This window comes from Candidatus Defluviilinea gracilis (assembly GCA_016716235.1).
GTDB lineage: Bacteria > Chloroflexota > Anaerolineae > Anaerolineales > Villigracilaceae > Defluviilinea > Defluviilinea gracilis.
On the sequence record JADJWS010000002.1, the window covers coordinates 70,755 to 96,686 of the forward strand.

Genomic DNA, 25,932 nt, shown 5'->3' on the forward strand with positions numbered 1-25,932 from the left:
CATTTCTCATGCCCTCCGCTTCCCTCTCCCTCGCCATCCTCGAAGCGCTCACCTACTCGGACATCTTCGCCTATCCCTTACGCTTCGACGAGTTGCATCGCTATCTTCCCATTCGCGCAAACGCGGAGGAATTGTCTGTCGCTTTAGATTCAATGCGCGGACAAGTTGAACAACAAGACGGATTTCATTTTCTTGCAGGACGCGATGAAATTGTTGATACTCGCAAAGCACGCGAGACACGTTCACGAAAGTTGTTGCCGATTGCCCTGCGCTACGGACGCATCCTCGGCTCTCTGCCCTTCGTCCGCATGGTCGCGTTGACAGGCTCTCTCGCCGTCTTGAACATTTCTAAAAATGCGGACTTCGATTACATGCTCGTCACCGCCAAAGGTCGTGTGTGGACAGCGCGCGCCTTCGCTTTGTTGTTCAACCGACTCGTGCGTCCATTCGGTCACACCATTTGCCCGAACCTCATCGTCTCCGAATCCGCGCTCGAATGGCATCTGCATGATCTATATTCTGCCCGCGAGTTGGTTCAAATGATTCCCATTTCAGGGATGGATGTGTATCAGGAAGTCATGGACGTCAACTCTTGGGTTACGGAATTCGTACCGCAAAGTTCACTTTGCGGTAGTCGTGCCAAAACAGCGACTGACCCCAGAGGGGCGCTTCGCGGAGTCGCTACTACGATTAAGCGTTTTCTTCAATTTCCCCTGCGCGGCAAACTCGGAGACTACTTCGAATCATGGGAAATGACCCGCAAGATCGCGCGCTTCTCCCATCAACCCGGCTTCGGCGAAGAGACCATCTTCACCGCCGAGGTCTGTCAGGGAAATTTCCACCATCACAGAAAATGGACACACGAAATATTTTTGCAGAAACTCGGTAAATTGGGCGACAGTTCCCCTCTCCCTTTGGGAGAGGGGATAGGGGTGAGGGTGGTATGACCCAAATCCTCCTCGGTCAATCCTACTACCTGCGTTTCGACCCCAAACTATGGGAAGCCATGCAACCCTATCCGCCACTAGGGACGTTGTACGCCGCGAGTTGGCTCCGTCAGCACGGATACGATATCGCGTTGTTCGATGCCATGCTGGCAGACTCGGAAGAGGAGTGGGCAAAGTCACTGGATGAACATAAGCCGCGCTACGCCATCATCTACGAAGATAATTTCAACTATCTTTCCAAGATGTGTTTGCTCAGAATGCGCGAAGCCGCGTTCAACATGATCCACATGGCAAAATCGCGCGGATGCGTCGTCATCCTCTGCGGCGCCGACGCGACCGATCATTTCAAAGACTACCTCGAACACGGCGCAGACTACTGCATCCTCGGCGAAGGGGAGGAGACCCTGCTTGAGTTGCTGAATCAGCTTGAAGGCGCCGCCCTGAGCTTGTCGAAGGGGAAGAGAGATGCGGGGCTTGAATCCATTCTCGGTCTTGCGTACGAATCTCCAGTCTCCAATCTCCAGTCTCCATTTCCCCAATTCTCCAATTCTCCAATCCTCTCCAATCCCCGCCGTCCCGACATCACCAACCTCGACTCGTTACCCTTCCCCGCCTGGGATTTGGTGGACATCGAAAAATATCGAAGCCTCTGGTTGCAACATCACGGATATTTTTCAATGAACATGGTCACCACGCGCGGCTGTCCGTATCACTGTAACTGGTGCGCCAAACCGATCTGGGGACAGCGTTACAACTCGCGCTCGCCTGAAAATGTGGTTGCCGAGATGAAATGGATCAAGGAAACTTTCGCGCCCGATCACATCTGGTTCGCGGATGATATTTTGGGATTGAAGCCGAGGTGGATCGAAAAGTTTGCCGCGCTGTTGAACGAAGCCGACGCGGTGATTCCCTTCAAATGTTTGCAACGCGCAGACTTGATCAATGAAAAAACCGCGCCCGCGCTGGCGAAGGCGGGATGCAAAACCGCATGGCTCGGCGCGGAGTCGGGTTCGCAAAAAATTCTCGACGCGATGGACAAAGGCGACACCGTGGAAGATATTTACAACGCCGCGCGGTTGTTGAAAGCCAACGGCATCGAAGTGGGATTCTTCTTGCAGTTCGGCTACCCCGGCGAAACATGGGACGATGTGCGGAAAACATTGAAGATGGTGCGCGACTGCGTGCCCGATGACATCGGTATTTCGGTCTCATACCCGTTGCCCGGCACAAAATTTTTCGAGCGGGTGAAATTGGAATTGGGCGAAAAACAAAACTGGGTCGACTCGGAAGACTTGGAGATGCTCTATCGCGGTCCGTTCCCAACGGAGTTTTACCGCGTGTTGCATGGACGAGTCCATTATGAGTTCCGCGCGAGGAAAGCGTTCAGACAGAGATCGTTGAGAGGGCTGGCGAATGTGCCGAGAAATATTTTTGGATTAGTGCGAAGCGAATGGCAGTTGAGGAGATTTGTTTGATGTGTGCCCGGTGGTTGAGTAGCCCGAGGCGATAGCCGAGGGCTACTCAACCACCGCTTCAAGGAGCAAACCAATGAACAATGTCACTGATACATCCCTTGAAACCATCGCCGAAGCCTTCTCGCGCGCGGCTGGGTCTTGCCGATCGCTGTTCAACGCCTTACTGCGCCGTATTGCCGCCGTCTACCAACAATAAATGTCCTGTCATAAACGATGAATCATCCGAAGCCAGGAACAACACCGCCTTGGCGATCTCTTCGGGTTTGCCGAAGCGACCCATCGGCAAATAGGCGCTGGCTTTCTTGATCTCATTTTCCAAATAGGCGGCGTCTGAAGAATTAAATTGCTCCGTCTCGAGCCAGCGATCCACGAACGTGTCGCCGGGGCAGACTGCGTTCACGCGGATGTTATCGCGCGCGTAATCGAGCGCCATCGCTTTGGTCATCATCCCCACCGCGCCTTTGCTCGCGATATATGGAAACGCGTTTTTACCTCCCACTACTGACCAATCGGATCCGCAGTTGACGATCACGCCTCCGCCTTGCGCTTTCATCACGGGCAAGACCAATTTGCACATGCGCCACACCGCCGTCACGTTGATTGCCAGCGTCTCATTCCAAATGTCATCCGAGATCGATTCGGCTGTGCCATGTGTGACGATGCCCGCGTTGTTGAACAAGATGTCCATGCGACCGAACGAGGCGAGAGTCTGGCTGACGACGTGGGAGCAAGCCTCCCCGTCGGCATGATCGGCTTGGATGAATTCGCATCGGACCCCCTTACGGCTGATCTCCTCCCTGACGCGTTGTCCCAACTCCGCGCGGCGTCCCGTGATGACGACATCCGCGCCTTCGTCCGCAAACAATAACGCGGTGGCTTTGCCGATGCCCGATGTCGCGCCTGTGATCATTGCCACCTTGCCTGAAAGTTTACCCATGTTGTAGACTCCTTGCGAATGATTTTACTCTCATACCTTGAGGATGGAAGAAAGACGGGAGTTGTGAGAGAATTACCGAAAAATTTTCAGGAGAGTGAATGAAGGCTTTTGGACTTTCGCTGGATGGCGAAATCGAAAACACGCGCGAATCAAAGATGCGACACGCGCGGGTCGGCGCTCTGTTCGGATTGGTTGCCGGTCTCGCGTTTGCCGTTTCCGCTGCGGGTGTGGATTTGCTTACGCATCGAGACCTGCCGCTTGGTTTTGAGTTCGATTTTCTTCTATCCTATGGGTTGGCTGTCAGCGCGGTGTTGAGCATTGTCGGCTTTATGACGTGTTGGGCTGTTGAAACCTGGCGCGGATTGGCGTACGGCGCGCTTGCCACAAGCTCGATCGTTTTGGCTGGTTCGTTGTTGCAACCCAGCGAAGCGACCACGGGCATGAAGATCATTGCTCTGGCATTCACCCTTGTGCCGGTGGCGGCGCTTGCCCTGCCCATTTCGTGGACGCTCCGCTGGCTGACTGAAAGGTATGCGCGCGCGCGTTATGTAAGGTTTTCGGCGTTGAAGATTGCCCTGCTCGTGGCTGTGACTCTGACACTCGGCGCGGCGGGCGGATGGTTCATGCGAATGCCTCCGCGCGCAGTGGAAGCTGTCCATTTTATGAATGGGTTGATTCGGATCGCGCCGAATCACGAAGATAACGCGCTGCGGCGGGTGGCTGGTTTTGAGGATCATCTGAGCGCAGGGTATCACTTGTATGAAAAGCCGTCGACTGGCTCAACCGAAGGGTTTGTAGTCACTGCCGAGTATGAGGATGGGTATCAACTTTCTTGCACGGTAGTTGTCTTTCCCGGGAGCGACCCGTTTTTGTCATCGTGCAATGATGACAAAAATGAAAATCCTTGAGAATTGGGTTCGTTAGATCGCAAACAAATAAATTGCCGCAAACGCAAGCGCGATGCCAATCACTTGGTTGCGCGAAATATGTTCCTTGAGGATGAGCCACGCAAGGATGACCGTCGCGCCGGGATATAACGAACTGAGAATGGCGGAAATATCGAGCCTGCCCGCTTTGCTGGCAAGGATGAAAAAGAGATTGCCGCCGAGGTCGAGAGTGGCGTTGATGCCGACAACTCCCCATGCCTCGCGCGGAACGGGGAACGATTCTCGCCGCGCCAACACGATGAGGAAGACCAAAAGAGTCCCTGCGAGGCGCGAGAGGATCATGGGCCACAACAGCGCGTCGGGGTCGCTGACGGCGTTGTGAATGAAGATGAAGTAGCAACCAAACCCCACGCCCGCGAGAATCGGAAATTTCAAGTCGGAGAGTTTGCCGATATGGAATCCGCCGTCGCCTTGCGAGATCAGCCACACGGCGGCGAGCGCGAGCGCGAATCCGACAAATTGAATCTTGCTGGGCAGTCCTTGCGTGAACGCGCCAAAGATGACAGGAAGCAACGCCGCGAACAATGCCGAGACCGGCGCGGCGATGCTCATCTGACCGATGCTCAGGCTGTAATACAAGATGAGCAAGCCGCACGAACCGAGCGCGCCGCCGATGAACGCGTTGAGCGCAACGTTTGCAGACGGAAACGATTCGCGATAAAAGATCAATGCGGCGATGACGATCAATAAGCCGAAGAAGTCCGCGTATAACACTGCGCGATACGCGCCGACCTTGCGGCTGGCGAGACCGCCCGCGAAATCTCCCGCGCCCCATGATAAAGATGATGCAATGCCGTAAATGATGGAAAGCAAATGAAACCTCCGGAATGCGGACTTCAGCCCGCTATTCATATGAAAAAAATGGCGGACTGAAGTCCGCGCTCCGTTAATAATTATCGTCGTCAAACAGAGTCAAAACAGGAAATTCTTGCGCGCATTCTTTCATCCACACTTCGCCGTTGTCGCTGATGTGTTGGCGATAACTGGAAAACAGCCAACCCTCGGGCTGTTGGACATAGCCATGTTTGACAGGATTGTAATGGATGTAGTTGAAACGTGTCCAAAAATCTCGCTCGCCCCGGATGCAAGTATCCCAATAGGTGTACCAAACGGTTCTGCCGCGTGTGTTATCCAGTCCGTTCAATTGGAAAGCCGTGCTCCCATTGAGCCGCTTCATGAATTTTCCAAGATCAAGCCCGTGTTGCGGAAGAAAGAGGAAGTGATAATGGTTTGCGAGAATGACCCATGCCATAAGTTTCGCGTTGAACTCGGCGATCAATGCGTTGAATGTTTTGATCCACAAATTGAAATGCGCGTCGGAAGATAAAATATGCGCCTTGCCAACCGTTGATGCGGTGACGAAATACCATGCGTCGTCCAAGTAGAGATGCGGCGGGCGGTGTGGGGAGGTTGACCATTTCATATACGTATGCGGAATGCGGACTTAAGTCCGCGCTCCTGTTCTCGTCGCCGCCTTTGCCCGCTCCAACACCTTCTGCGCGTTCTTCAGCAACGGCATATCAATCATCTTGCCGTCCAGCGCGTACGCGCCTTTGCCCTCTTTTTGACTCGACTCGAACGACTCGACGATCCGCTTTGCATACTCGATCGCTTCATTGGATGGAGTGAACGCCTCTTGCGCCGCCTCGACCTGATTCGGGTGTATGATCTGTTTCCCGCTGAAGCCGAACCGCGCTCCCTCTTCGGCTTCGAGGCGCAGACCATCGGGGTCTTTGAAGTCAATGAAGACGATGTCAATTGCCTGCAGATCGTTCGCCGCGCACGCCGTGACCACCGCCTGCCGCGCGTAGAGCAACTCGGTCGCGGCTTTCGTCCGCACCGCGCCAATGGATGCGGCGAAGTCCTCGCCGCCGAAGATGATGGCTTCGAGTCGTTTATCCGCTTCGGCAATCTCTTTCAGGTTCATGATTCCCTTCGCCGTTTCCACGCCCACCAGCAAGCGGACGCTCCCAATGTTCAACTTGCTCGAAAGTTCGTAGGTTTCGATATGCTCGCTAACCCATTTCACTTGTTCGGCAGTTTCGATCTTCGGCACAACGATCGTATCGGGATTTGTCGCCAACGCCGCGACGAGGTCGCGCTTCTCCAAGCCTGAACCAATTTGGTTGATGCGAATACACCGCTCGGACTTGCCGAAGTCCAGTTCCTTCATCGCCCCTGCAATGACCTCCCGCGCTTCGGTCTTTTTGTTCGCCGCCACGCCGTCTTCCATGTCCATGCAAATGGAGTCGACTCCCAGCGTGGTCGCTTTTTGGATCTTGCGGCGGTCGTCGCCTGGCATGTAGAGTATCGCGCGTCGTGAGTGCATGGAATCTCCTGGGTGGTACACAGGTAAACACAGAAACACGTAAACAGGTGGTAACTCGTAACTCGTAACGCGTCTACCTGTGTACCTGTCTACTTGTCTACTTGTTTACTTGTGTACCTGTTTACTTCTTCAAAAACATCGCCGTCCGTTCGAACTCGACCACAATTGTACCGTCTGGTTTCCTGCCCCAGCATTTGATTCGCACGATGCCAACTTCGGGTCTCGATTTCGACTCGCGCTTCTCGATGATCTCGCTTTCGGCGTAGACTGTGTCGCCGTGAAAGACGGGATTGGGATGCGCGACCTTGTCGTATCCCAAATTTGCCACGATGGTTCCATCGGTGAGATCGGCGACGGTCAAGCCAACAACGAGACCGAAGGTGAACACTCCATTCACCAATCGCTGACCGAACTCGGTCTTCGAGGCGAAATCCTCGTTGAGGTGCAGAGGCTGTGTGTTCATCGTCAACGCGGTGAAGAGCACGTTGTCCATTTCGGTGACGGTGCGCCCGCCGTGTTTGAATTTCATCCCAACTTCGAGTTCGTCGAAAAATTTTCCAGCCATAAGACTCCTTTGTCGAAGGTTGAAGGTCACAAGTCAAAGGTCAGACCTTCGACGTTTGACTTTCGACATTGATCAGTTCTTGCTCACGCTCCACCGTTTGACCAACCTTCACCGCCAGCGATTTCACCACGCCATCCATCGGCGCTTGGATTCTAATCTCCATTTTCATCGCTTCCAACACCATCAGCGTTTGACCTTTCGTCACCGACTCGTCCACGACGACGTTCACGCTTCGCACCACGCCTGGCATTGGCGCGGCTAATCCTGACGCATGATCGCCGCCCGCGCTTCTTCGCTTTGCGCCAGACGATTTGGTCAGCACGAATGTTTGCCTGCCCACCGTCACCCAGCGTTTGGCGTTGTCCGATGAAACATACGCGGTGACGCGCTTGCCGTCAATGAGTAAATCCAACTTTCCGTTTTCGGCGCGGATGATTTCAACGTCAACAGTTTTATCGTCCAAAGTGGCGCGATAGGATTTGCCTGTTGGGATCAGATCAACAGATGTGGATGTAGAATTAAAGTCAAAAGATAGTTTCATATAAACTTATGGCTGTAATGTGATTTCTGTATAAGCTGCGACTTCTTTTATGCCATTATTGGTTTTCATATTGCCAATTACATAGATGCGAATATAATATTTCCTGAAGGGGTTTTGTAGATCAGGAAAAAACACAACCACTTGGACCGCTGGCATTTCTATTGGTGGAGAAAGTACGATATCGCTTAGGGGAAATCGATAAGTTGGTTTCTCTTTTAATTCAACCCACATTTCATCTGATCTTTCAAATATCTTCAAGTTGTAGTCATACGGAAAAATAATTTCCTGGTCGGAATTGTATTTGAGTTCCAGATTTATAGGGTCTCTGGTTTTATAGGTATTTGAATAACTCGAAACTCTTAGCAAAACCTGCTGGTTTAAATAAGCGTCTTCGAAAGATAACGGTGGAGGGTTGCTGGCGTTTGTGCATGATGACAGCAGAGTTTGAATTGCGACTAAGAAAAGTATTAAGCAGGTTGAGTGTTTCATTGGTCTAATTCCTAAAGCCGCTCGATTTCTTCTGTGGATTGTAACGATCAACTTCGCCGGAACGCGAAACCTGAGATTTGCCCGAAGGGACGATGTCAATGCTATACGACTTGGAATTATGCTCGAAGTTTGTTTTCATCCGTATCCTAGAATCCGAATCACCGCCACCAGCCACATGCCGATCACGGCGAGCACAAGTTCGAGGTTGCGTTGCATCAAGCCTGCCAACACGCTGACCCACGAATGATACGCGAGATACGGCGAGAGGAACGGCGACGCCGCCATCGCCTGATCTTTGCGTCGGTTGCGGACTGCGAGAACGGTCAACGCGAAACCGATGGGGAATGCCCAGGGCCACAGGCTGGCGTTCCATGTGGATTGCAGAAGATCGTTCGACCTGCCGATGGAGGCGGTGCCAAAAATCAGGAGAGAAAGAATCGTCGCAACGGTAGCAGGCAGAAAGGCGAGAAGAAGCGATTTCCATCCGCCAGCGCGCCATGTCTCGAACATCCAAAATGGGATCATCGCGATGCCCATCTGCGGTTTGATGAGGATGAAAAATAATCCGATCTGCGGCGGGAGGATGAAGCCGACGAGCGCGAGCGCGTCCACGTTCAACATGCGCATCCCGTAGACAACGGGCGAAGATAAAAGGAACGCGATCAACGCGACGCGGCTGGCTTTCAATCGGACGGCGACCCACGTATACAACGCGAGCGTGAGGATGAAATACAAATCACCGCTGACGCGTTCGGAAAATATCGCCAACGGCAGCATGGGGATCAACGTCCACGGCAGGTTGCGAAACGTGGGCGCGGCAAGATATGGATTATTTCCTTCCAGCACGGCGCGCGCGGCGGGGTAATACGTCTCGCGCCAATCAATGCCCACTGCGGTTCCCAAACTATCCGCGCCGAAGTAGAGGAGGATGAGGAGCGCCGCGCTTGCAACGATGAGTCGAAGGTCAATTTTTTTCTTTTCCATAAATTTAATTTCTGAATCCATTTGGATTTTTCCACGGGCTGTAAGGATCGTGCTCATTTACGATTTGCGATTGACGATTTTCGATTGATGTATCAGCAAGCGCGGCGGAGACAAGCGCTTCAAACGACGGGGCGGGCTGACTCCACGTAGGTTGATCTTCCACCCAGCGTGTGTAGACTCGTCCAGCGGCAAAATCGGGATGAGCTAAAACATCTTGCATGAAATCCACGTTGCTCGTCACGCCATGCACGACGAAGTCGCGCAACGCGGCTTGCATTTTTTGAATGGCGATTTCTCTCGATTCGCCAAACACAATTAACTTCGCCAACAGCGGATCGTAAAAATGTGTCACCTCATCGCCTGCGCGGAAGCCTGAGTCGACGCGGATGCCAGGTCCGCGCGGCTCGATGTATTGCAAAAGTTTTCCTGTGCTGGGTAAAAATCCGTTGGCGGGGTCTTCGGCGTAGACGCGGCATTCGATGGCGTGTCCGCGTTGAGTCAGTTGTTCCTGCGAATATGGAAACCGCTCGCCTGCCGCAACGCGGATCTGCCATTGGACGAGGTCGAGTCCGGTGGTGAGTTCGGTGATGGGGTGTTCCACTTGGAGACGAGTGTTCATTTCGAGAAAGTAAAAAGGTTGAAGGTCGAAGGTCGAAGGTCTGGGGTCGAAGATAAATTCAATTGTCCCTGCATTGAAATAATTTACAGCCTTCGCCGCGGCAACTGCGGCATCTCCCATTTGTTTCCGCAGTTCTGGCGTGAGCAATGGCGATGGAGTCTCTTCGATAATTTTTTGATAACGCCTCTGCGTCGAACATTCGCGCTCGAATAAATGCACGAGATGTCCGTGCTGGTCGCCGAAGACTTGAAACTCGATGTGATGCGCGTTCGGGATATATTTTTCGACGAGCAGACGTTCATCGCCGAACGCGTTCAGCGCTTCGCCGCGCGCGGACTCGATCGCTTCTTTCAACTCTTCGGGCTGATTCACCACCCTCATGCCTTTGCCTCCGCCTCCCGCCGCGGCTTTAACGAGAACGGGATAGCCGATCTCCTGCGCGGCTTTCTTGAAATCGGATTCGGATTCGAGTCCCTCGAAGCCTGGGACTGTCGGCACGCCTGCCTGCTTCATGCGAATCTTCGACTCGGCTTTGTCGCCCATGGCGCGGATCGAGTCCGCTGAGGGACCGATAAAGGTCAAATGGGCTGAGGCAACCCTCCCTGCGAATGAGGCGTTTTCCGAGAGGAAGCCATAGCCCGGGTGGATGGCATCCGCTTGGGAGGCGAGGGCGGCTTGAATTAAGACATCCGCATTTAAATACGATTCTTTCGGCGAAGAGGCGCCGATGTGAATCGCTTCGTCGGCGAGTTGCGCGTGTTGTGAATTTTTGTCCGCGTCGGAATAGACGGCGACCGTTTTGACGCCGAGTTCTTTGCAGGCGCGCAGGATGCGAATGGCGATCTCGCCGCGGTTGGCAATGAGAATTTTTTTGAACATTATTTGATGCGCGTCATCGTCGCTTCGGTGGCTTTGGCTTCGCCGTATTCGGGGTGGATGTTGTATGCGGTGATGACCAAATGATTGGCGTCAATCATTTCGACTTGCGTGCGCCAGCCCCAGTCGGGTCCGCCAGAGGGATCGGGATAACTGCCGAGGACGGAGAATCCGTTTTCGGTGGCGTTCCCCGTGCAGAACATGATGGCGGTGTTGTTGTGGAAGGAGTCGACCCATGAGGCTTCGTAACGATTGAGTTGGGTGTTGTAACCAAACGTGAACATTCCGTGTTGCGGCTCGCCTTCGATGGATGATTGATAGAGGAAGAGAGCAAAGCGTCCATCGAGGAGGAGTTGGATATTACCAACGAGAGGCGATTCACCAGCAAGTTTATCTGGCTCAAGCCAGAGTTTGGAAATACCTGACCAACCTCCTGCTAATTGAGATAGAAAATGATGTGGGCTACCTGAAGATTTTTCGAATGTCATGTTTGTCTCCGTAATTGGTAATTATGTCACCCTGAGCGAGAGTAAAGGGTCTCTGCTTGCGGGAGTAAGAGACTCTTCGGTCGCGGCAAACGCTCCCTCAGAGTGACATTTCTTGTCAGGCTAAAATTTAGAAGCAGTATATGCACCAAGCCAAGCTCCCAATAATAAGCCTGTAGCTATAGCTAATGGACTGTCCTTGAGTTCTATCTCACCAAGAATTATTCCCGCACCAGCTAATGCCAACCCACCTAGAAAAATTGCTCCAATCACAGCTCCAATTTTTACCTTTTTCGGGCTTTCGTAAGTTTGGTATCCTATCAGTGTACCCATGAATACAAAAATCAAAGGCATTGTAATTAAGTCCTGTTTTTGTCTGCCAATGACTGCTGATAACAATCCCAAGCAGGCGCCGAAAATTACCCACAAAAAGATTTGGTACTTTTTGTCCGCATACCCAAGCGCAAATCCAATGCCACTCAGTAATCCCCACACGATCCATAAATAAAAACCCCAGCCTTCTGTTTTTACATTTATGGAAACTACATATCCCGCAAGTCCAAAAACTGCAATTATCAGTATTTGGATAAATCGGTTGATTTGTGAAGTTACTTTACTCATTTTGATTGAATCCTTGAGATTGCTTGTATCACATCCTAAACACGCCAAAATTATTTTCTTCCACAGGTGAATTCAAAACAACAGATAATGCTAGACCAAGCACTTGACGCGTATCCACAGGATCAATCACGCCATCATCCCACAATCTTGCGGTGGAATGATAGGGATTGCCTTCATCTTCGTATTTTTCTAGAATAGGGCGTTTGAACTCGTCGGCTTCTTGTTTCGTCATGGCAGGTTTGCCTTCACGGGCGAGTTGGTCTTGTTTGATGGTGAGCAGGACGTTCGCGGCTTGTTCCCCGCCCATGACGGAGATTCTTGCGTTGGGCCACATCCATAAGAATCGTGAGCCGTAGGCGCGACCTGACATGGCATAGTTGCCCGCGCCGAACGAGCCGCCGATGACGACGGTTAACTTCGGCACGCGAGTCGTCGCCACCGCATGGACCATCTTCGCGCCGTCTTTGGCGATGCCGCCGACTTCGGCTTCACGTCCCACCATGAAGCCAGTGATGTTTTGCAGGAACACGAGCGGGATGCCGCGTTGGTCACAGAGTTCGATGAAGTGAGTCGCTTTGAGCGCGGACTCGCTGAACAAGACTCCGTTGTTGGCGATGATGCCGACGGGGTATCCATGAATCCGCGCGAACCCGCAGACGAGAGTCGTGCCGTAGCGCGCTTTGAACTCGCGGAATTTGCTTCCATCCACGAGGCGGGCGATGATCTCATGAACATCGTAGGTCTCGCGGAACGTCGCGGGCAGGATGCCGTAGATTTCTTCGGCGGGATAAAGAGGTTCCTCGGGTTTAGAAAGTGGAAAGTAGAAAGATGACTTTCCACTTTCTACTTTCGACGGAAGTGTCTCAACAATATTCCTCAGAATCTCAATCGCATGATCGTCATCCTCCGCAAAATGATCCGCAACCCCGCTTCGCCGCGTGTGGACGTCTGCTCCGCCCAAATCTTCCGCGCTCACATCCTCGCCTGTTGCCGCCTTCACGAGCGGAGGTCCGCCGAGGAAGATCGTGCCTGTGCCTTTGACGATGATGGCTTCGTCGCTCATCGCAGGGACGTACGCGCCGCCCGCCGTGCACGAGCCCATCACCGCCGCGATCTGCGGAATCTTTTTCGCGGACATTCTTGCCTGATTGTAAAAGATGCGACCGAAATGATTCACATCGGGGAAGACTTCGTCTTGCAATGGCAAAAACGCTCCCCCCGAATCGACGAGATACAGGCAGGGCAGATGATTCTCTTCGGCGATCTGTTGCGCGCGCAGATGTTTCTTGACCGTCATCGGGAGATACGATCCGCCTTTGACGGTCGCGTCGTTGGCGACGATGAGGACTTCGCGGTTGGACACGCGCCCGATGCCCGTGACGATACCCGCGCCTGGACCTTCGTTATCGTAAAGATCGGTCGCGGCAAGCGCGGAGAATTCGAGAAATGGAGAATTGGGGTCGAGCAGGCGTTCGATCCGCTCGCGGACGAAGAGTTTGCCCTGCGACTCGTGTCGCTTGCGATATTTTTCCCCGCCACCCTCGCGAACTTTAGCGAGGCGTCCCTTGAGTTCGTTCGCTAATGAACGATGGTGTTCGGAGTTTTGTTTGAATTCAGTCGAGGAGGTGTTGATGGAGGAGGAGATGGTTTCCATGATGTAATTGGTAATTGGATGGGTTTGTAGTTATCGAGAGTCTAGCACATTCCCCAGGAAAACATAACATTGAAATGAATTAAGGGAGGCAAAGACCGTCCACTTGAACCTGAAACTTGGAACCTGAAACTTGACACCGATTGTACCCCACCACTTTCCACGCAAATCACTTCAACGACTGCGCCAGCATCCACGTATAAAGTTCTTGATCCTGATAGACCCTGCCGCTGATATCGTGGTCGCCGTCAGGATACACCGTGAACTGGATGTTGCCATCGCACGCCTTCAACGCATCCACGAGGGATTGTTCCGCCTCGAGCGGCACGATCGTATCGACTGCGCCATGAAACGCCCAAATGGGTTTGTTTTTCAAATCGCAAATATTTGCAGGGACATGGAAGCCGGTTGTGTCGCCGACAAACCCCATCACTGGCGCGAGCGCGGCGAACGTGTCTGGGTGACGCAGTCCATACTCCCACACCCCGTTTCCGCCGATGCTCACACCCGTCAGGTAGACGCGCGTCGTGTCCACGGCGTATGATGCGGTCACTTCATCGAGCAGGGAAAAAACAGACGCCTCCACCTTATCTTGAAACCAATACTCATCGCCCGGTTTGCCGGTCAATTGCGGCGAGAGCACAATAAACGGAAAGTCCGGCGTGAACCCCAAAATTTGAGGCAGGGCTTCGTAGAGAAGCATGTCGGTGTTCGAACTGCTCGTCCCTGAGCCGTGTAGAAAAAGGATCAGGGGAAATTTCTGCGCGGGGTCTTTTCCGTAATTTGAGGGCAGGAAGAGCAGATAGTTCCGACCTCCCGATTGGGATGTGAATGGATGTTGACCCGTGAGAATGTTCGACGGGAGCGCGGGCGCGTCGGTGACCGGAAGTGTGGCTGTCGTTTCCGTAGTCGGCGTGACCGGCTGGGTGGCAGGGGGAGCCGAAGTATCGGTGGGGAGTGACGACGGTTGGGTAGGAGGCGCGGCCATATCGGTTGGGCTGGGCGCGGGTGATCCACATCCAGCCGCCAGGGTGGCGATCAATGGCAGAAGGATGAGGCGTGTTACGGTGTCTGAAATTTGGCTCGTGATGAGGCGATTGTTTTTCATGCGACAAGTCTAGCATAAAAATTTACAGCGCCGCAAAGTAAACTTTGCGGTGACGGATTGTGACAAGACAGAAAAATTATCCCCAACTTCAGTATTTCATATTTTACGAAAGTTTATGCGACAGTTCGATTTGCCAAGCAAATCGTGTCGTATTCCTTGACGCAGTGCAACGTCGTCAAGGGCGTGTTTTCGTGTCTGCTGATTATCCGCGGGGTAACTCGATGATGAACGTTGTGCCTGTTCCCAGTTCGCTTTGCGCTTCGATCGTGCCGCCATGCGCGTGGATGAGTTGTTTCGTGATGGCGAGTCCGAGTCCGCTGTGGGCGCGTTCACTGCGCGATCTGTCGCCGCGCCAGAAGCGGTCGAAGATGAAGGGGAGATCGGCGGGGGGGATGCCAGAGCCAGTGTCTTGTATCGTAATGCGTACTGCGTATTGCGTATCGCGCGCGGATTCGGTTTCGATGGAAATTCTCCCGCCATGAGGAGTGTGGCGCAGGGCGTTCGAGATGAGATTCGATAGGACTTGATTCAAGCGGTCATAATCGGCGGTGACTTGTTGATGTTCATCGGCGAGGCGCGTTTGCAGGTCGATGCCGAGGGACGCGGCTTGGGAGGAAAAACTCGAAGTGAGATCATGCAGAAGGTCGGCGAGCAGAAATAAGGTGGGATGAAGCGGGAGTTGTCCCGTTTCGGCGAGGGAGAGAGTCTGCAAGTCGTTCACGAGGTGGGTGAGGAGGCGAGTCTCATCCAATGTGTTGTTGATGTGTTCGGGCGTGGGCTGATAGACGCCATCCACGATGCCTTCGAGGTTGCCTTGAATGATGTGGAGCGGCGTGCGGAGTTCGTGCGCGATGTCGGCGGTGAGGTTGCGGCGTTGTTGCGCGGCGCGTTCGAGTTCGCCGACCATCTTGTTGAAGCGTTTGATGAGATCGCTGAACATATCGGATTTATTCTCAGGCACGCGCGCCGAGAGATTACCCTCTTCGACGGCATTGATCGTTTTGAAAAACTCTTCGAGAGGTTTGCCGTAGCGAAGATAGAGGTTGAAGGCGGTAATGAAAAGGATGACGACCAGAACGACGGGCGCGCCGCAGACGAGGATCCAAATGTTTCTGATGTTGGTGTATTGCGAAAAGAGCAGGTAAAGAAGAGCGGCGATGCCCCCGACAAAAAGGAAAACGGTGAGGATGAAGAAGATGACGAGGAGGACGAAGCGGTGTCGGCGTTTGGGAGGAGGGGAGGTGGACATGAGGAGAGTGGAAAGAGGAAAGTAGCGAGTGGAAAGTGGAAAGTCAGTGAGCAGTGACCAGTGCGATGAGGAAAGAGGTTATTCGATGAAGCGGTAACCGATTCCGTAGACCGTTTCGATCATGGATTTGCCTGAGGCGGCTTCGAGTTTTTTACGCAGGTTCTTGATGTGCGAATCGACACTGCGATCCATGCTGGAGGATGTGCCGTGCAGGTCTTCGAGTAATTGCTCGCGTGTGAGCGTTTGGCTGGGACGGCTGGCGAGCAGGACCAGCAATTTGAATTCGTTGGGAGTTAACTTGATCGGACTGTTGTTGAAAGACACTGCGTATTTTTCCGAATCAATTTCAAGCCCGCCCACGCGGATGAGGCTCGGCGCTTTGACATCGCCGCGCGTTCGGCGGAGCAACGCCCGCACACGCGCCACCAACGCGCGGACGGAGAACGGCTTGGTGATGTAATCGTCCGCGCCGATTTCGAGACCCGTCACTTGATCTATTTCTTCGGAGAGGGCGGTGAGCATGATGATGGGCACGTCGCTTTCGCGGCGCAGGATGCGGCAGACTTCGCGCCCGTCCATTTGTGGGAGCATCAGGTCGAGGATGAGGAGGTCGGGTTTTTCGCGGCGGGCAATCGTCAGCGCGGATTGACCGTCGGCGGCGGTGACGACGCGGAATCCGTTCTTCTCCAGATAATCTCGCGCGAGGCGCGCGATCTTGGGTTCGTCATCCACGACGAGGATGAGGGGTGGCATGGGGGGAGTATAAGGGAGGAAAGGGGAATGATGAAGGATGAATTATCAAGGATGAGTTATGAAAGTTTTTGGCACGCAAAGTAGAGAGAATGAGGTAGAAAGTAGAAAGGGGAGAGTGGAGGATGTTTTCTTTTAGTTGACCTTGTCCGGTTCGAGGATTGTGACGTTTTGCCCGGCGTATTTTTCGTACAGGTCACTGCGGCGCTTTCTCCAGCCGTCCAGCCCGCCGCGCAGGTTGGTGATTTTCTTGAAGCCTTTCGATTTCAGGTAATACGAGATCATCACCGAAAGCCCGCCGCCCGGGCAGTACACCAAAATATTTTTATCGCGCGGAAGTTGTTTCAAGTAGTTTTCGACTCGGAGCGGGTTGACCTGGTGAGAATTTGGCAGACCCTCGAATTTTTTACGGTCATCGCCTGGGCGCACATCGAGGATGAAAGTTTTCTCGTCGAAGAGAATGTTTTCATTCAATTGCGCGGGCGCGAGCATGTTGACGAAAGAGATTCGTCCTTCAATGTAATCTTGGATTACCTGTGTCGCGTATCGGATGTCGCGTGATGAAGTTTCATGCCCGAGACTGATTCGAATCGTCTCGCGGGCGGCTTGGTCGGATACGCCGATCGCTTTCAACACGTGGGAGGGCGTATCTTCGCCGGTACTGCACGCCGACCCGGCAGAGACGGCGATGCCGCGATAGTCCAACATTCCCATCAACCCGGCATTCTCCACGCCGGGGAAGGTAACGCTAAGCGTGTTCGGCAGGGATTCTGATTCTGGCGAGTTGATCACGCAATCTGGCTTGATCTCTTTGAGCCGTTGAGTCAATTGTCGCTTCAATGTTTGAGTTCGTTTGCTCTGCGCGAGGAGTTTATCCACGTCCTGACAAGCCGCGCCAAAGCCGACGATGTTGTGAAGGCTTTCCGTCCCAGCTCGCAGTCCGCTTTCCTGATGACCGCCATGGAGCAACGGAGTAAATGGACTTCCCTGTTTGATGTACAACGCGCCGATGCCTTTCGGTCCATATAGTTTGTGCGCCGAGAAGGAAGCGTAGTCAACATCCCATGAGTGGAGGTCAATCGGAATTTTTCCCAACGCTTGCACGCAGTCTGTCAATACCAACGCGCCGTGTTGATGCGCGATCTTCGTCACCGCTTTGATGTCTTGAATGACGCCGGTTTCATTGTTTGCCAACATGCAACAGACAAGGAAGGTATCCTCATCGATCATCTTTTCCAATTCGACGAGTTGTACACGCCCTTTGTCGTCAACTGGACAATATTTGACGATCACTCCTTGGGTTTCGAGATAGTCCAGCGTTTTCAACACAGAAGGGTGTTCGATGGGCGTGGAAACAATCTTCTTCTTTTTCGGATAAAAATGCGCGGCAACCGATTTGAGCGCAGCGTTATTTGACTCGGTCGCGCAGGCAGTGAAATAAACATCCGACGGGTCGGCGTGAATCGCTTTTGCCACGTGTTGACGGGCTTCTTCGAGCAACTCTGCCGATTTTCTGCCAATACCATAGAACGATGATGGATTGCCGTATTGGTTTCTCAACACCTGTTCCATCTTTCTACGGACATGGTCGCTCACAGGCGTCGTCGCATTGTGATCGAGATAGACCTGCCGATTGAAGCGAATGAGGTGTTTCAAGAATTCAAAGTATCTAAGTTCCATTGGATTACCTCTCCGAGCGCCACATTTTGATTCTCATATACGTGATCGTACAAAGCGAGTTGATATTGCGGGGTTCGTTTATGTCATTGTGACAACGATCTTGCCTCGCGCATGACCGTTGCCAAGATGTGTCATGGCGTCAACGATGCGCGTCATTGGGTAAGCCTTCTCGACAAACGGTTTCACTTTTCCGCTTTCGACCAGTTCTTTCAAGGTTTGCATATCCGCGCGGTTGAATTGGGCGGTGAAAAACACGAATTTTTGACTCGCGCCCAGCATCGAAACTTTCATCTTGACCAAAAGACTGACTGGACCGATCAATTCCGTCTTGGGTCCTCCGATGAGCACAAAGGTTGCGTCTGGCTTGAGAACGCGTTTGTAATCAGACCACGAACGCCCGCCATTGACATTGAGCAGTAGATCATATTTTTTGCCGTTGCGCGTAAAGTCCTCTTTGGTGTAATCAATCACATGATCGGCGCCCAGCCTGCGAGCGTGTTCAACATTGTTCGTACTGCACACAGCCGTCACGTCCGCGCCGAGCGCTTTGGCGATCTGAATCGCAAACGATCCGACTCCGCCCGACGCGCCGTGGATCAGGACTTTCTGCCCGGGCTGGATTTTCCCGTGATCGCGCAGTCCCTGCAACGCGGTGATTCCCGCTGTGGGGACGGACGCCGCTTCTTCCATCGTGACGTTGGCTGGTTTCAACGCGATGGCATTTTTCACGCTGACGTATTCCGCATACGCTCCGCTTCTCCCGCCGAAGACTTCGTCGCCGCGCTTGAAATCGGTGACGTTTTTGCCGACCGCTTCGACCACGCCCGCAAAATCCGCGCCGAGACGCGTGTCTTTCGGCTTGACGAGTCCGCCGCCCAGAATGCGGGCGATGGGCAAGCCTGTCATACCGTACCATTCCGCAACATTGATCGAGGAGGCGCGCACGCGAACTAGCACGGCATCATCTGAAACTTCTGGCTTTGCGATCTCTTTGATCTTCAATACATCTGGCTGACCATACGACTCAAACATAACTGCTTTCATGGTTGATTCTCCTTTTATGTCACTCTGAGCGGAGCGAAGAGTCTCGTTTGTTGCGGTAGAGATTCTTCGTCGTGGAGTTTACCCTGAGTAAGTCGAAGGGCGGCTCAGAATGACATGCCTATATTTGCTGTAAGGTTATCAACTCATTGTGGAGGAAATATGGACGAGCCTGTCAGGGATTGTGGAGGTTGTTCCCCCCCCGTGTTATGTTTACAAACGGATTTCAAGCCGTATCTTCACATTATCCCCCTCGCCGATCTCTTCCGCTTTTTGGACCACCATCTTGATCGGCACAAGATAGAGACCGTCTTTCGGGAACAGGGAGGTCTTAAACTCGGTCTTGCCGATCCGCGCGTGGACGGGAATCACTCCCCAGCCATACGTGACCTCTCTTGAGATGGCTTGGATATCGCGGCTTTGCTTTTCTGGCACAGCGACGAAAAGATACGGAGCAGGTCCGCGCCAATGGAAGATCGCGCCGCTGAACTCGAAGGTCATGGTCAGGCTCTACCGCGCGGCTTGACGAGAATATTTCGCGCAAGCGTCTTGAACCGCTCGCCATTCTTTTGCACAATGGTGATAGTGACATGACCCGTCTTGCTCATCTTGCTGTCTCTGACGGTTCCAGATTTACCCGCGTGTGTTCCGCGAATCACTTCGCAAAAGTCGCCGTCTTTTGGTTGTCTACTGTTCATGTGTATTGCTCCTGTTCGTTTCAATGGACCGCGCCGCATTCCATTCATTGCTCCATGGATTGCAGCCATAGTTTCGCATCGTCCGCTTTCACGGCGCGCTCCGCTTCGTGAAGCAGTGCATTCAAACTTCTTCTGCGTCCGATTTGCTTAGCAAATCGCGGCGCATTCGGCGGCAAGTAGGAAGTCGGCAGAGGCGTCGGCTGACTATTCAGTGAAACGTTGAAACACGGCGACCAGCGCTCGATCAACAGCCGCTCCGAAGCGGATAAATCATTCCCAACGACATCGAATTGCTCCGACTGTGAACTCAACAATTCAATCGTGAAACTCATAGACTTGGGCCAGTTGACCCACACGAATCGACCCACAATCGAGTGTCCCTTGAATCCGCCGAGGAGATGTTCCCACACGCGAGCAAAGGCGAGTTGTGATTGCCCGACGTAAAACGCTGTGTCGTTATCTCGGAATAGGTAGAGATCGAAGTCCTTCCACTCGGGAGGACATTCTCCGATGAGCAGGAAGCGCTTTAGTGGAACTACGATGGTGTCTTGCTCATGCGGAGGTCTGTCAGCGTGGTTTTGCATCGAAACGCGCCTTAAGTCTTTTATGTCTGTGTCTAAAAACTGTTTGATAGATCAGAGCCGCCAACCCGCCGATGATCCTAATCCTTGGCGTAAACTCCACCACATCATGGATCTTGCAAGATGCGCCGTCGGGTGCGACTGTCCGTTTGTGCGCCCATAACGAATTCATCCATGAGGAGGAGCGCTCCTCGAACCCATGCGCCGACACCCTCTCCATGTAAAACGAATGGACGTCAATTGGGAATACCCAAAGCGCGAAAATCACACTGCGGAACAGCGGCGTACCCGTCTGCCATTCGGTTAATGGTCTCTGCTCCCATTGTTTTGGGCACGTCATTTTGAGAAAAGGTCCTAACTCATAATTTACGCCGCCCATCGTTAAATGTTTTTCAATGAATTCGGTTGCCGAGAGGTTGATATGACTACTTTCTTCAAATTTCAGGGGCATGGAAATTCTCGTCTAGGCAGGGACAGCGCGCGCCTTGTTGGGTAGCGGCGGTTGGCTTGAACTCAGCCACCGTGAACCTGTCGCGAATCGTCAGGCGCATCCATGCGGTCGTTTAATCCATAGTCTCGGATGACTTGCGCCACGCGCAGGCGATACTCTGCAAAAACGTACTGTCTACCCGCAGATTGGGCGCGTCGGTGCGCGTCGAGGTTTCGCCACTGCTTCACAGCCTCTTCATCCCGCCAGAAGGACAAAGACAAAATTTTACCCGGCTCAGTCAGGCTTTCGAATCGTTCAATTGATATGAAGCCGTCAATATGCTCCAAGTGGGATCTCAAATCGGCGGCGAAGTCTAGGTAAACTTGCTTTTGATCTGGATGCGGCAACACTTCAAAAATCACGGCGATCAAGAGGAACCTCCCATCAGGCTTGCAGGAATACCAAACGTGCCATCAACGACTTCCACGAAAGTCCGTTCTTCGTGAAGGATAAACCGCTTCGCCTGCGCCATTTCAAAGTTTTTACGACCTTCCTGGTCTGACTTGAGGCGCGCGCGATAGGCTTCATACGATGCCAGACTATCAAAGGCGATCAATCCCCATGCGATGTTATTTGTTCCCTCGTGAGGTAGGAAGTAGCCAACAAGATGTCCTCCACAGCGGGGAATGATGCGTCCCCAATTCTCCGCGTATTCCTTGAAAGCATCCCGCTGAAAAGGATCGATCTCGTAGCGGATGAAACAAGTGATCGTCATTGCAAAACTCCTATGTAGTGATGGTCAGTACTTCACGAAAGTTCAGGCGACAGTTCGATTGACCAAACAAATCGTGCCGACTGCCTTGACGCGGTGTAACCGCATCAAGATCCTATTTTCGTGATCTACTCATAGCAGAAACTATGGCGGTTGGGCGCCCAACGGATTGCGCCATTACGCTGGGGTGGAGACGGCAAACCGTCCAAGCAGAATCAGCCTCAAGCGGGGGATGACCGCAGAATCTTCTCCATCGCCTTCCCTTTGGCGAGTTCATCCACCAGTTTATCCAAATAACGGATTTTTTGCATCAGCGGGTCTTCGATCTCTTCGATGCGCACGCCGCACACGACGCCCGTGATGAGCGACCGATTTGGGTTCATGGCTGGCGCTTCAGCGAAGAATGTTTTTAGGTCATTTCCCTTTTTGATCTGCTGTTGCAGACCCGCCTGAGTGTAGCCAGTCAACCAACAGATGACCTGGTCAACTTCTTTCTTCGTGCGATTCTTTCGCTCCGCTTTTTGAATGTATAGCGGATATACATTCGCAAATATATATCGAAAAACCCGATCGTTAGATTTATTGTTCATGGCTTGGTTCCTCGTTAGGCGCGGACTTTACAGAAACACTATTTTTTCGCGGTTTGCCATAGGATTTGGTTGATATGCCCGTCCTGCGACTTTATATTCTTATATGACTTTTGCGCGATCTGTTCAAGGGTCGGCAATTTTACAGCACACAATCAAATTAATTGCCGCGTTGACTCGTTGGGCGCAGATGAGTTTTTCTTTGCAGGTTAACGGTTGGCGTTTAGCGAACAGATTATGGTTGAAGTGTAAATTTTTGTGAAGTATCGTCCCAAACATATATCTCATACTGTTTTTCAAGAGAGAAACATTCAAATGTTGTGACGCAATCTTCTTTATGATATGGTAATCCAATAGTTAACAAAATGTGTTTATCTTTTAACTGCACTTGTACGCCTGCCGTATCTTCGTCATGAACTATACCACTTGCTTTATATATTAATTCTGCGCCTTTTTCAACATCAAAAATCCATGCTGTTTGATGTAGAAAACCAGATCTTATAACCAATTCGGGAAATGAAGTTTGGGTGATATTTACCCATTGGAAAGAAAGGAAATTAGAGTCGCAGCCTTCAACTTTTTGCTTTGTAATAAACCTCATCTGCTCTAAAGAAGAAATGTTCCCGTCGTTGGAATTCCATGTCCAAATAACCATATCGCACTTTTCATTAACTGCAACATAATAGGATTTATCGTTTAAGTGGTAGTCGGTCATGAGTATATTTTTTGGAACCCAAATTGGGTTTTGGTCTCCTTTCAACTCAAAACAAGGGAGCGTAAGGGGTGACTCGGTAGTATCATCCTTGATGCCGAAAAAATCATTATAAGTTTCCATTTGATGTTGGGGGGATGCGTTTTCTCCTGCAAAAGAATTAATCATGAAAACCGCGCGCCCATCGCCATAACTATCTGAGGATATATTCACATTGAATCCAGGTATTTCTTTGGAATTTATCTCAGTAAATTTATCATTTTCCCAGATGTATTTTTTCGTGATATGAGGGTTGACAGTGTGTGTGGGTTGAAACACGCTGTTGTACCACAGATTTCCAGACGGGTCACAAACTTCATTTGTTGTGTAGTTGCTGCTTTGTTTATATCCCACAACATTGATTTCAATATGACTATCTATAATAGATGACGTTCCTTTTGAATATCCCCAAGATGATTGGCGTCCATCTCCTGAGCGTCCTTCATAGTAACGGGTAAATGAAATTGAGTCGCATTTTTCTTCTTTACACCTGACGATATTTCGGTCAATAGCAACAGAGAAAACACCTGTCCCGCCCCAACTTCCTAAGAAATCTACAAATATGTAGGGATGTGAAAATTTTTGCTGAACTAATGAGTCGTACCATCCACGTGATTCTAAAAAATAAATCTCTCCCCATTGGTCAGATGTATCCAATTGATAGATTGAAAAAAAAGACCATTTGGGGAGTGAAATCGAGCCTGAGATAAGTATCTCTTTTTTTCCATCTTCATTTACATCTATATCTTCTCGTTGGTAAATAACATCTCCCGCAAACTGTTCAAATGTTGGTTTGTCCCCATTGCCTACGGCGGAGATGTTGTGATTTTCATAGAAAATACGCAAAATATCATTATCTGGTACGGAACTTTCTTTGCCCTGCCTGATACATGAATTTATAAAAATAGTTACTAATATTAAAACAATGCTTGCCGTTTTGTTTTTCATGCTTTCTCAGATTCCCAATTAGCCAGCCAACTACGTCTTAATCCTACTTTTTGCCGTATAAGACGCCGTAAGGGTGGTTGTCCGTCAAAATCGTTGTATAATTACCCATGCGCGACATTATACGTCACATTTCTAAAAGGCAGTCATCTTATAACTCATGCCTCAATCCGATCAAGGACTCAACAACGCCCGCTACACCCTCATCCCGCGCACGGCGATATTGTTGCGGCGCGGAGACTCATACCTGCTCCTCAAAGGCGCGCCGACGAAACGTCTGTGGGCGAATAAGTACAACGGACTCGGCGGTCACGTGGAGAGAGGGGAGGATGTTCTCGCGTCTGCGAAGCGTGAGTTGCTTGAAGAGACCGGTCTTACGGCGGATCTATGGCTGTGCGGAACGGTCATCGTTGACGCGGGCGAAACAGGGATATGTTTATTTATGTTCACGGGGAATGTAACGGGCGGCGAATTAATCGCCTCGGAAGAAGGTTTGGCGGAGTGGGTTGAATACAAGAAGATTGGAGAATTGGACGTTGTCGAGGATTTGCCGATTCTGCTGGGGAGAATTCATGGCATGAAGCGCGGCGATCCGCCGTTCAGCGCGCGGTCGTTTTACGATGAGGCGGGGAAATTGGTTGTGAGGTTTGAGGAGTAAATCCCCTCTCCCTTTGGGAGAGGGTTAGGGTGAGGGTTTTAACTTCCCTTTTTCAGTATGATCGTAAATGTGCTGCCCCTGCCCGGCGTGCTGGTCACGGTCAACTTTCCCTGATGTTGTTCGATGACCTGTTTCGTGATGGCGAGTCCCAGCCCGATGCCGCCGAAGAGATCGTTCTCGTGTCGTTCGAGATGATAGAAGCGGTCGAAGACATTCGTCAACTTTTCTTTTTCGATCCCAATGCCGTGATCCTCCACCGAAAGCAAAATATCATCGGCGCGCGCGCTGAGGCGCACATCCACGTCTCCGCCTTTGGGGCTGAACTTGATGGCGTTGTCCACCAGAGCCGAGAGAGCGCGCTCGAGGGATTTCGAGTCGCCGAACGCGCGAGGCAGGCTGACGTTGGGAGCGAAGCGCAGGTTTACATTCCGCTCGACGGCTTTAGGCGCATATTTATCCGTCACGTTTTTTGCGACCGAGTTCAAATCCACCGCTTGAAATTCGGGGAGGACGAGGTCCATCTCTTGCAAGAACAGGATGTCGTTGACGAGGCTGACGATCTGCTGGACGTTGCGACTCACCGTTTCTATCCCAGTGGAGATCTGGTCGCCGCTCATCGCGCCTTTTTGCAACATCTGGAGATACCCGCTCGCCGCCATCAGCGGAGTCCGCAACTCGTGCGCGATGTTGGAGAGAAACTCGCGGCGGGCGAGGTCTTGCTCGGCAAGTTTTTGATACGCCTCGGCGAGTTCGCTCGCGCGCAAGCGGAGGTCGTCCACCGCCATTTGATCGTTCGAGCGTAAGCGGTTGCTGATCTCGCTGACCATCGCCATGGCGATACTGCTGGAGGAATGAAGCACGCGGTCGAAACCGGGCTTGTCGAGTTCGAGCGCGGTGAGCGCGGTCTTTGCGGTGACGGTCGCGGCGCGCGGCGCGTTGTGGATGAGCGCCATCTCGCCGAAGAAATCGCCGGGTCCTAGAGTTTTGAGCAGGCGCGTTTCGGAGTTGTTGATGACCTTGGTCACTTCGGCGTCGCCTTCGAGGATCATGTAGAAGCGGGCTTCCACCGCGTTCTCGCGGCACAACACCGCGCCGGGCGCGTACGCGTGTACCTGGCTGTTCTTGATCAATTCCTCGATCTCGTCCGGTTTGATGCCGGGGAAGGCTCGCGGGATGATCTTCGACGGGGCGCGGAGGTTCGTCATGGTGCGATTAT

The 25,932-nt window shown here is 52.2% G+C and carries 30 protein-coding genes; 4 read left to right on the plus strand and 26 right to left on the minus strand.

Annotated features, from left to right (window positions below):
- Positions 1-8: 8 nt before the first annotated feature.
- Together IPM31_11180 and IPM31_11185 are read left to right on the plus strand one after the other, a co-directional pair.
- Positions 9-947, plus strand: coding sequence for a hypothetical protein (locus tag IPM31_11180; protein ID MBK9007541.1), 939 nt, complete (start codon positions 9-11; stop codon positions 945-947).
- Positions 944-2,422 (plus strand): radical SAM protein, encoded by a 1,479-nt coding sequence (locus IPM31_11185; GenBank protein ID MBK9007542.1) that lies wholly within the window; start codon positions 944-946, stop codon positions 2,420-2,422. The genes IPM31_11180 and IPM31_11185 overlap by 4 nt, the downstream gene beginning before the upstream one ends.
- A 160-nt stretch (positions 2,423-2,582) precedes the next feature.
- On the opposite strand, the gene IPM31_11190 is transcribed toward IPM31_11185, so the two are convergent.
- The gene (locus IPM31_11190) at positions 2,583-3,359 is read right to left on the minus strand and encodes a glucose 1-dehydrogenase (protein MBK9007543.1); all 777 of its coding nucleotides are present in this window, start codon (positions 3,357-3,359) and stop codon (positions 2,583-2,585) included.
- 98 nt (positions 3,360-3,457) lie between these two features.
- Here IPM31_11190 and IPM31_11195 point away from each other — a divergent pair, with 98 nt between their 5' ends.
- Complete coding sequence (locus IPM31_11195) at positions 3,458-4,267, plus strand: hypothetical protein (protein ID MBK9007544.1); 810 nt, start codon at positions 3,458-3,460, stop codon at positions 4,265-4,267.
- A gap of 12 nt (positions 4,268-4,279) precedes the next feature.
- Here IPM31_11195 and IPM31_11200 read toward each other — a convergent pair whose 3' ends face one another.
- The 24 genes from IPM31_11200 to IPM31_11315 form a co-directional block, all read right to left on the minus strand.
- The gene (locus tag IPM31_11200; GenBank protein ID MBK9007545.1) at positions 4,280-5,119 is read right to left on the minus strand and encodes a DMT family transporter; all 840 of its coding nucleotides are present in this window, start codon (positions 5,117-5,119) and stop codon (positions 4,280-4,282) included.
- A gap of 73 nt (positions 5,120-5,192) precedes the next feature.
- Positions 5,193-5,729: a transposase gene (locus IPM31_11205; GenBank protein MBK9007546.1), complete on the minus strand. Its 537-nt coding sequence runs from the start codon at positions 5,727-5,729 to the stop codon at positions 5,193-5,195.
- Positions 5,730-5,750: 21 nt separating this feature from the next.
- Positions 5,751-6,635 (minus strand): CoA ester lyase, encoded by an 885-nt coding sequence (locus IPM31_11210; protein MBK9007547.1) that lies wholly within the window; start codon positions 6,633-6,635, stop codon positions 5,751-5,753.
- Positions 6,636-6,756: 121 nt separating this feature from the next.
- Positions 6,757-7,200, minus strand: coding sequence for a MaoC family dehydratase (locus IPM31_11215; GenBank protein ID MBK9007548.1), 444 nt, complete (start codon positions 7,198-7,200; stop codon positions 6,757-6,759).
- 40 nt (positions 7,201-7,240) lie between these two features.
- Positions 7,241-7,741, minus strand: a complete 501-nt coding sequence (locus IPM31_11220; protein ID MBK9007549.1) for a hypothetical protein — start codon at positions 7,739-7,741, stop codon at positions 7,241-7,243.
- Positions 7,742-7,747: 6 nt separating this feature from the next.
- Positions 7,748-8,230: a hypothetical protein gene (locus IPM31_11225; protein ID MBK9007550.1), complete on the minus strand. Its 483-nt coding sequence runs from the start codon at positions 8,228-8,230 to the stop codon at positions 7,748-7,750.
- Between the two features lie 135 nt (positions 8,231-8,365).
- On the minus strand, positions 8,366-9,214 hold the full coding sequence (locus IPM31_11230; protein MBK9007551.1) for a hypothetical protein: 849 nt from the start codon (positions 9,212-9,214) through the stop codon (positions 8,366-8,368).
- Between the two features lie 4 nt (positions 9,215-9,218).
- A complete protein-coding gene (locus IPM31_11235) occupies positions 9,219-10,712 on the minus strand; it encodes an acetyl-CoA carboxylase biotin carboxylase subunit (GenBank protein MBK9007552.1) in 1,494 nt (497 codons plus the stop codon).
- The gene (locus tag IPM31_11240; protein MBK9007553.1) at positions 10,712-11,197 is read right to left on the minus strand and encodes a DUF1579 domain-containing protein; all 486 of its coding nucleotides are present in this window, start codon (positions 11,195-11,197) and stop codon (positions 10,712-10,714) included. The genes IPM31_11235 and IPM31_11240 overlap by 1 nt, the downstream gene beginning before the upstream one ends.
- Positions 11,198-11,317: 120 nt before the next feature.
- Positions 11,318-11,815, minus strand: coding sequence for a hypothetical protein (locus tag IPM31_11245; protein MBK9007554.1), 498 nt, complete (start codon positions 11,813-11,815; stop codon positions 11,318-11,320).
- A gap of 28 nt (positions 11,816-11,843) precedes the next feature.
- The gene (locus IPM31_11250; protein MBK9007555.1) at positions 11,844-13,469 is read right to left on the minus strand and encodes a methylcrotonoyl-CoA carboxylase; all 1,626 of its coding nucleotides are present in this window, start codon (positions 13,467-13,469) and stop codon (positions 11,844-11,846) included.
- A 166-nt stretch (positions 13,470-13,635) separates the two neighbouring features.
- Positions 13,636-14,574 carry a dienelactone hydrolase family protein gene (locus IPM31_11255; GenBank protein ID MBK9007556.1) on the minus strand — a complete coding sequence of 313 codons (939 nt, stop codon included), beginning with the start codon at positions 14,572-14,574 and terminating at the stop codon, positions 13,636-13,638.
- A 202-nt stretch (positions 14,575-14,776) separates the two neighbouring features.
- The gene (locus tag IPM31_11260; GenBank protein ID MBK9007557.1) at positions 14,777-15,823 is read right to left on the minus strand and encodes a hypothetical protein; all 1,047 of its coding nucleotides are present in this window, start codon (positions 15,821-15,823) and stop codon (positions 14,777-14,779) included.
- A gap of 78 nt (positions 15,824-15,901) precedes the next feature.
- Positions 15,902-16,576: a response regulator transcription factor gene (locus tag IPM31_11265; protein MBK9007558.1), complete on the minus strand. Its 675-nt coding sequence runs from the start codon at positions 16,574-16,576 to the stop codon at positions 15,902-15,904.
- A gap of 132 nt (positions 16,577-16,708) precedes the next feature.
- Positions 16,709-18,253: an aminotransferase class V-fold PLP-dependent enzyme gene (locus tag IPM31_11270; GenBank protein MBK9007559.1), complete on the minus strand. Its 1,545-nt coding sequence runs from the start codon at positions 18,251-18,253 to the stop codon at positions 16,709-16,711.
- 78 nt (positions 18,254-18,331) lie between these two features.
- Complete coding sequence (locus IPM31_11275) at positions 18,332-19,297, minus strand: NAD(P)-dependent alcohol dehydrogenase (GenBank protein MBK9007560.1); 966 nt, start codon at positions 19,295-19,297, stop codon at positions 18,332-18,334.
- Between the two features lie 210 nt (positions 19,298-19,507).
- The gene (locus IPM31_11280) at positions 19,508-19,795 is read right to left on the minus strand and encodes a DUF1905 domain-containing protein (protein ID MBK9007561.1); all 288 of its coding nucleotides are present in this window, start codon (positions 19,793-19,795) and stop codon (positions 19,508-19,510) included.
- A gap of 2 nt (positions 19,796-19,797) precedes the next feature.
- The gene (locus IPM31_11285; GenBank protein ID MBK9007562.1) at positions 19,798-19,998 is read right to left on the minus strand and encodes an RNA-binding protein; all 201 of its coding nucleotides are present in this window, start codon (positions 19,996-19,998) and stop codon (positions 19,798-19,800) included.
- A gap of 38 nt (positions 19,999-20,036) precedes the next feature.
- Positions 20,037-20,576, minus strand: coding sequence for a hypothetical protein (locus tag IPM31_11290; GenBank protein MBK9007563.1), 540 nt, complete (start codon positions 20,574-20,576; stop codon positions 20,037-20,039).
- A complete protein-coding gene (locus tag IPM31_11295; GenBank protein ID MBK9007564.1) occupies positions 20,560-21,024 on the minus strand; it encodes a hypothetical protein in 465 nt (154 codons plus the stop codon). The genes IPM31_11290 and IPM31_11295 overlap by 17 nt, the downstream gene beginning before the upstream one ends.
- 62 nt (positions 21,025-21,086) lie before the next feature.
- The gene (locus IPM31_11300) at positions 21,087-21,434 is read right to left on the minus strand and encodes an antibiotic biosynthesis monooxygenase (protein ID MBK9007565.1); all 348 of its coding nucleotides are present in this window, start codon (positions 21,432-21,434) and stop codon (positions 21,087-21,089) included.
- The gene (locus tag IPM31_11305) at positions 21,431-21,778 is read right to left on the minus strand and encodes an NIPSNAP family protein (GenBank protein ID MBK9007566.1); all 348 of its coding nucleotides are present in this window, start codon (positions 21,776-21,778) and stop codon (positions 21,431-21,433) included. The genes IPM31_11300 and IPM31_11305 overlap by 4 nt, the downstream gene beginning before the upstream one ends.
- A gap of 218 nt (positions 21,779-21,996) precedes the next feature.
- Positions 21,997-22,365: a DUF2200 domain-containing protein gene (locus IPM31_11310; protein MBK9007567.1), complete on the minus strand. Its 369-nt coding sequence runs from the start codon at positions 22,363-22,365 to the stop codon at positions 21,997-21,999.
- Positions 22,366-22,597: 232 nt separating this feature from the next.
- Positions 22,598-24,061 carry a hypothetical protein gene (locus tag IPM31_11315; protein MBK9007568.1) on the minus strand — a complete coding sequence of 488 codons (1,464 nt, stop codon included), beginning with the start codon at positions 24,059-24,061 and terminating at the stop codon, positions 22,598-22,600.
- A gap of 157 nt (positions 24,062-24,218) precedes the next feature.
- On the opposite strand from IPM31_11315, the gene IPM31_11320 reads away from it, so the two are divergent.
- Positions 24,219-24,716 carry an NUDIX domain-containing protein gene (locus IPM31_11320; protein MBK9007569.1) on the plus strand — a complete coding sequence of 166 codons (498 nt, stop codon included), beginning with the start codon at positions 24,219-24,221 and terminating at the stop codon, positions 24,714-24,716.
- Between the two features lie 38 nt (positions 24,717-24,754).
- Here the strand turns inward: IPM31_11320 and IPM31_11325 are convergent, their stop codons facing one another.
- Complete coding sequence (locus IPM31_11325; protein ID MBK9007570.1) at positions 24,755-25,921, minus strand: cyclic nucleotide-binding domain-containing protein; 1,167 nt, start codon at positions 25,919-25,921, stop codon at positions 24,755-24,757.
- Between the last annotated feature and the right edge of the window lie 11 nt (positions 25,922-25,932).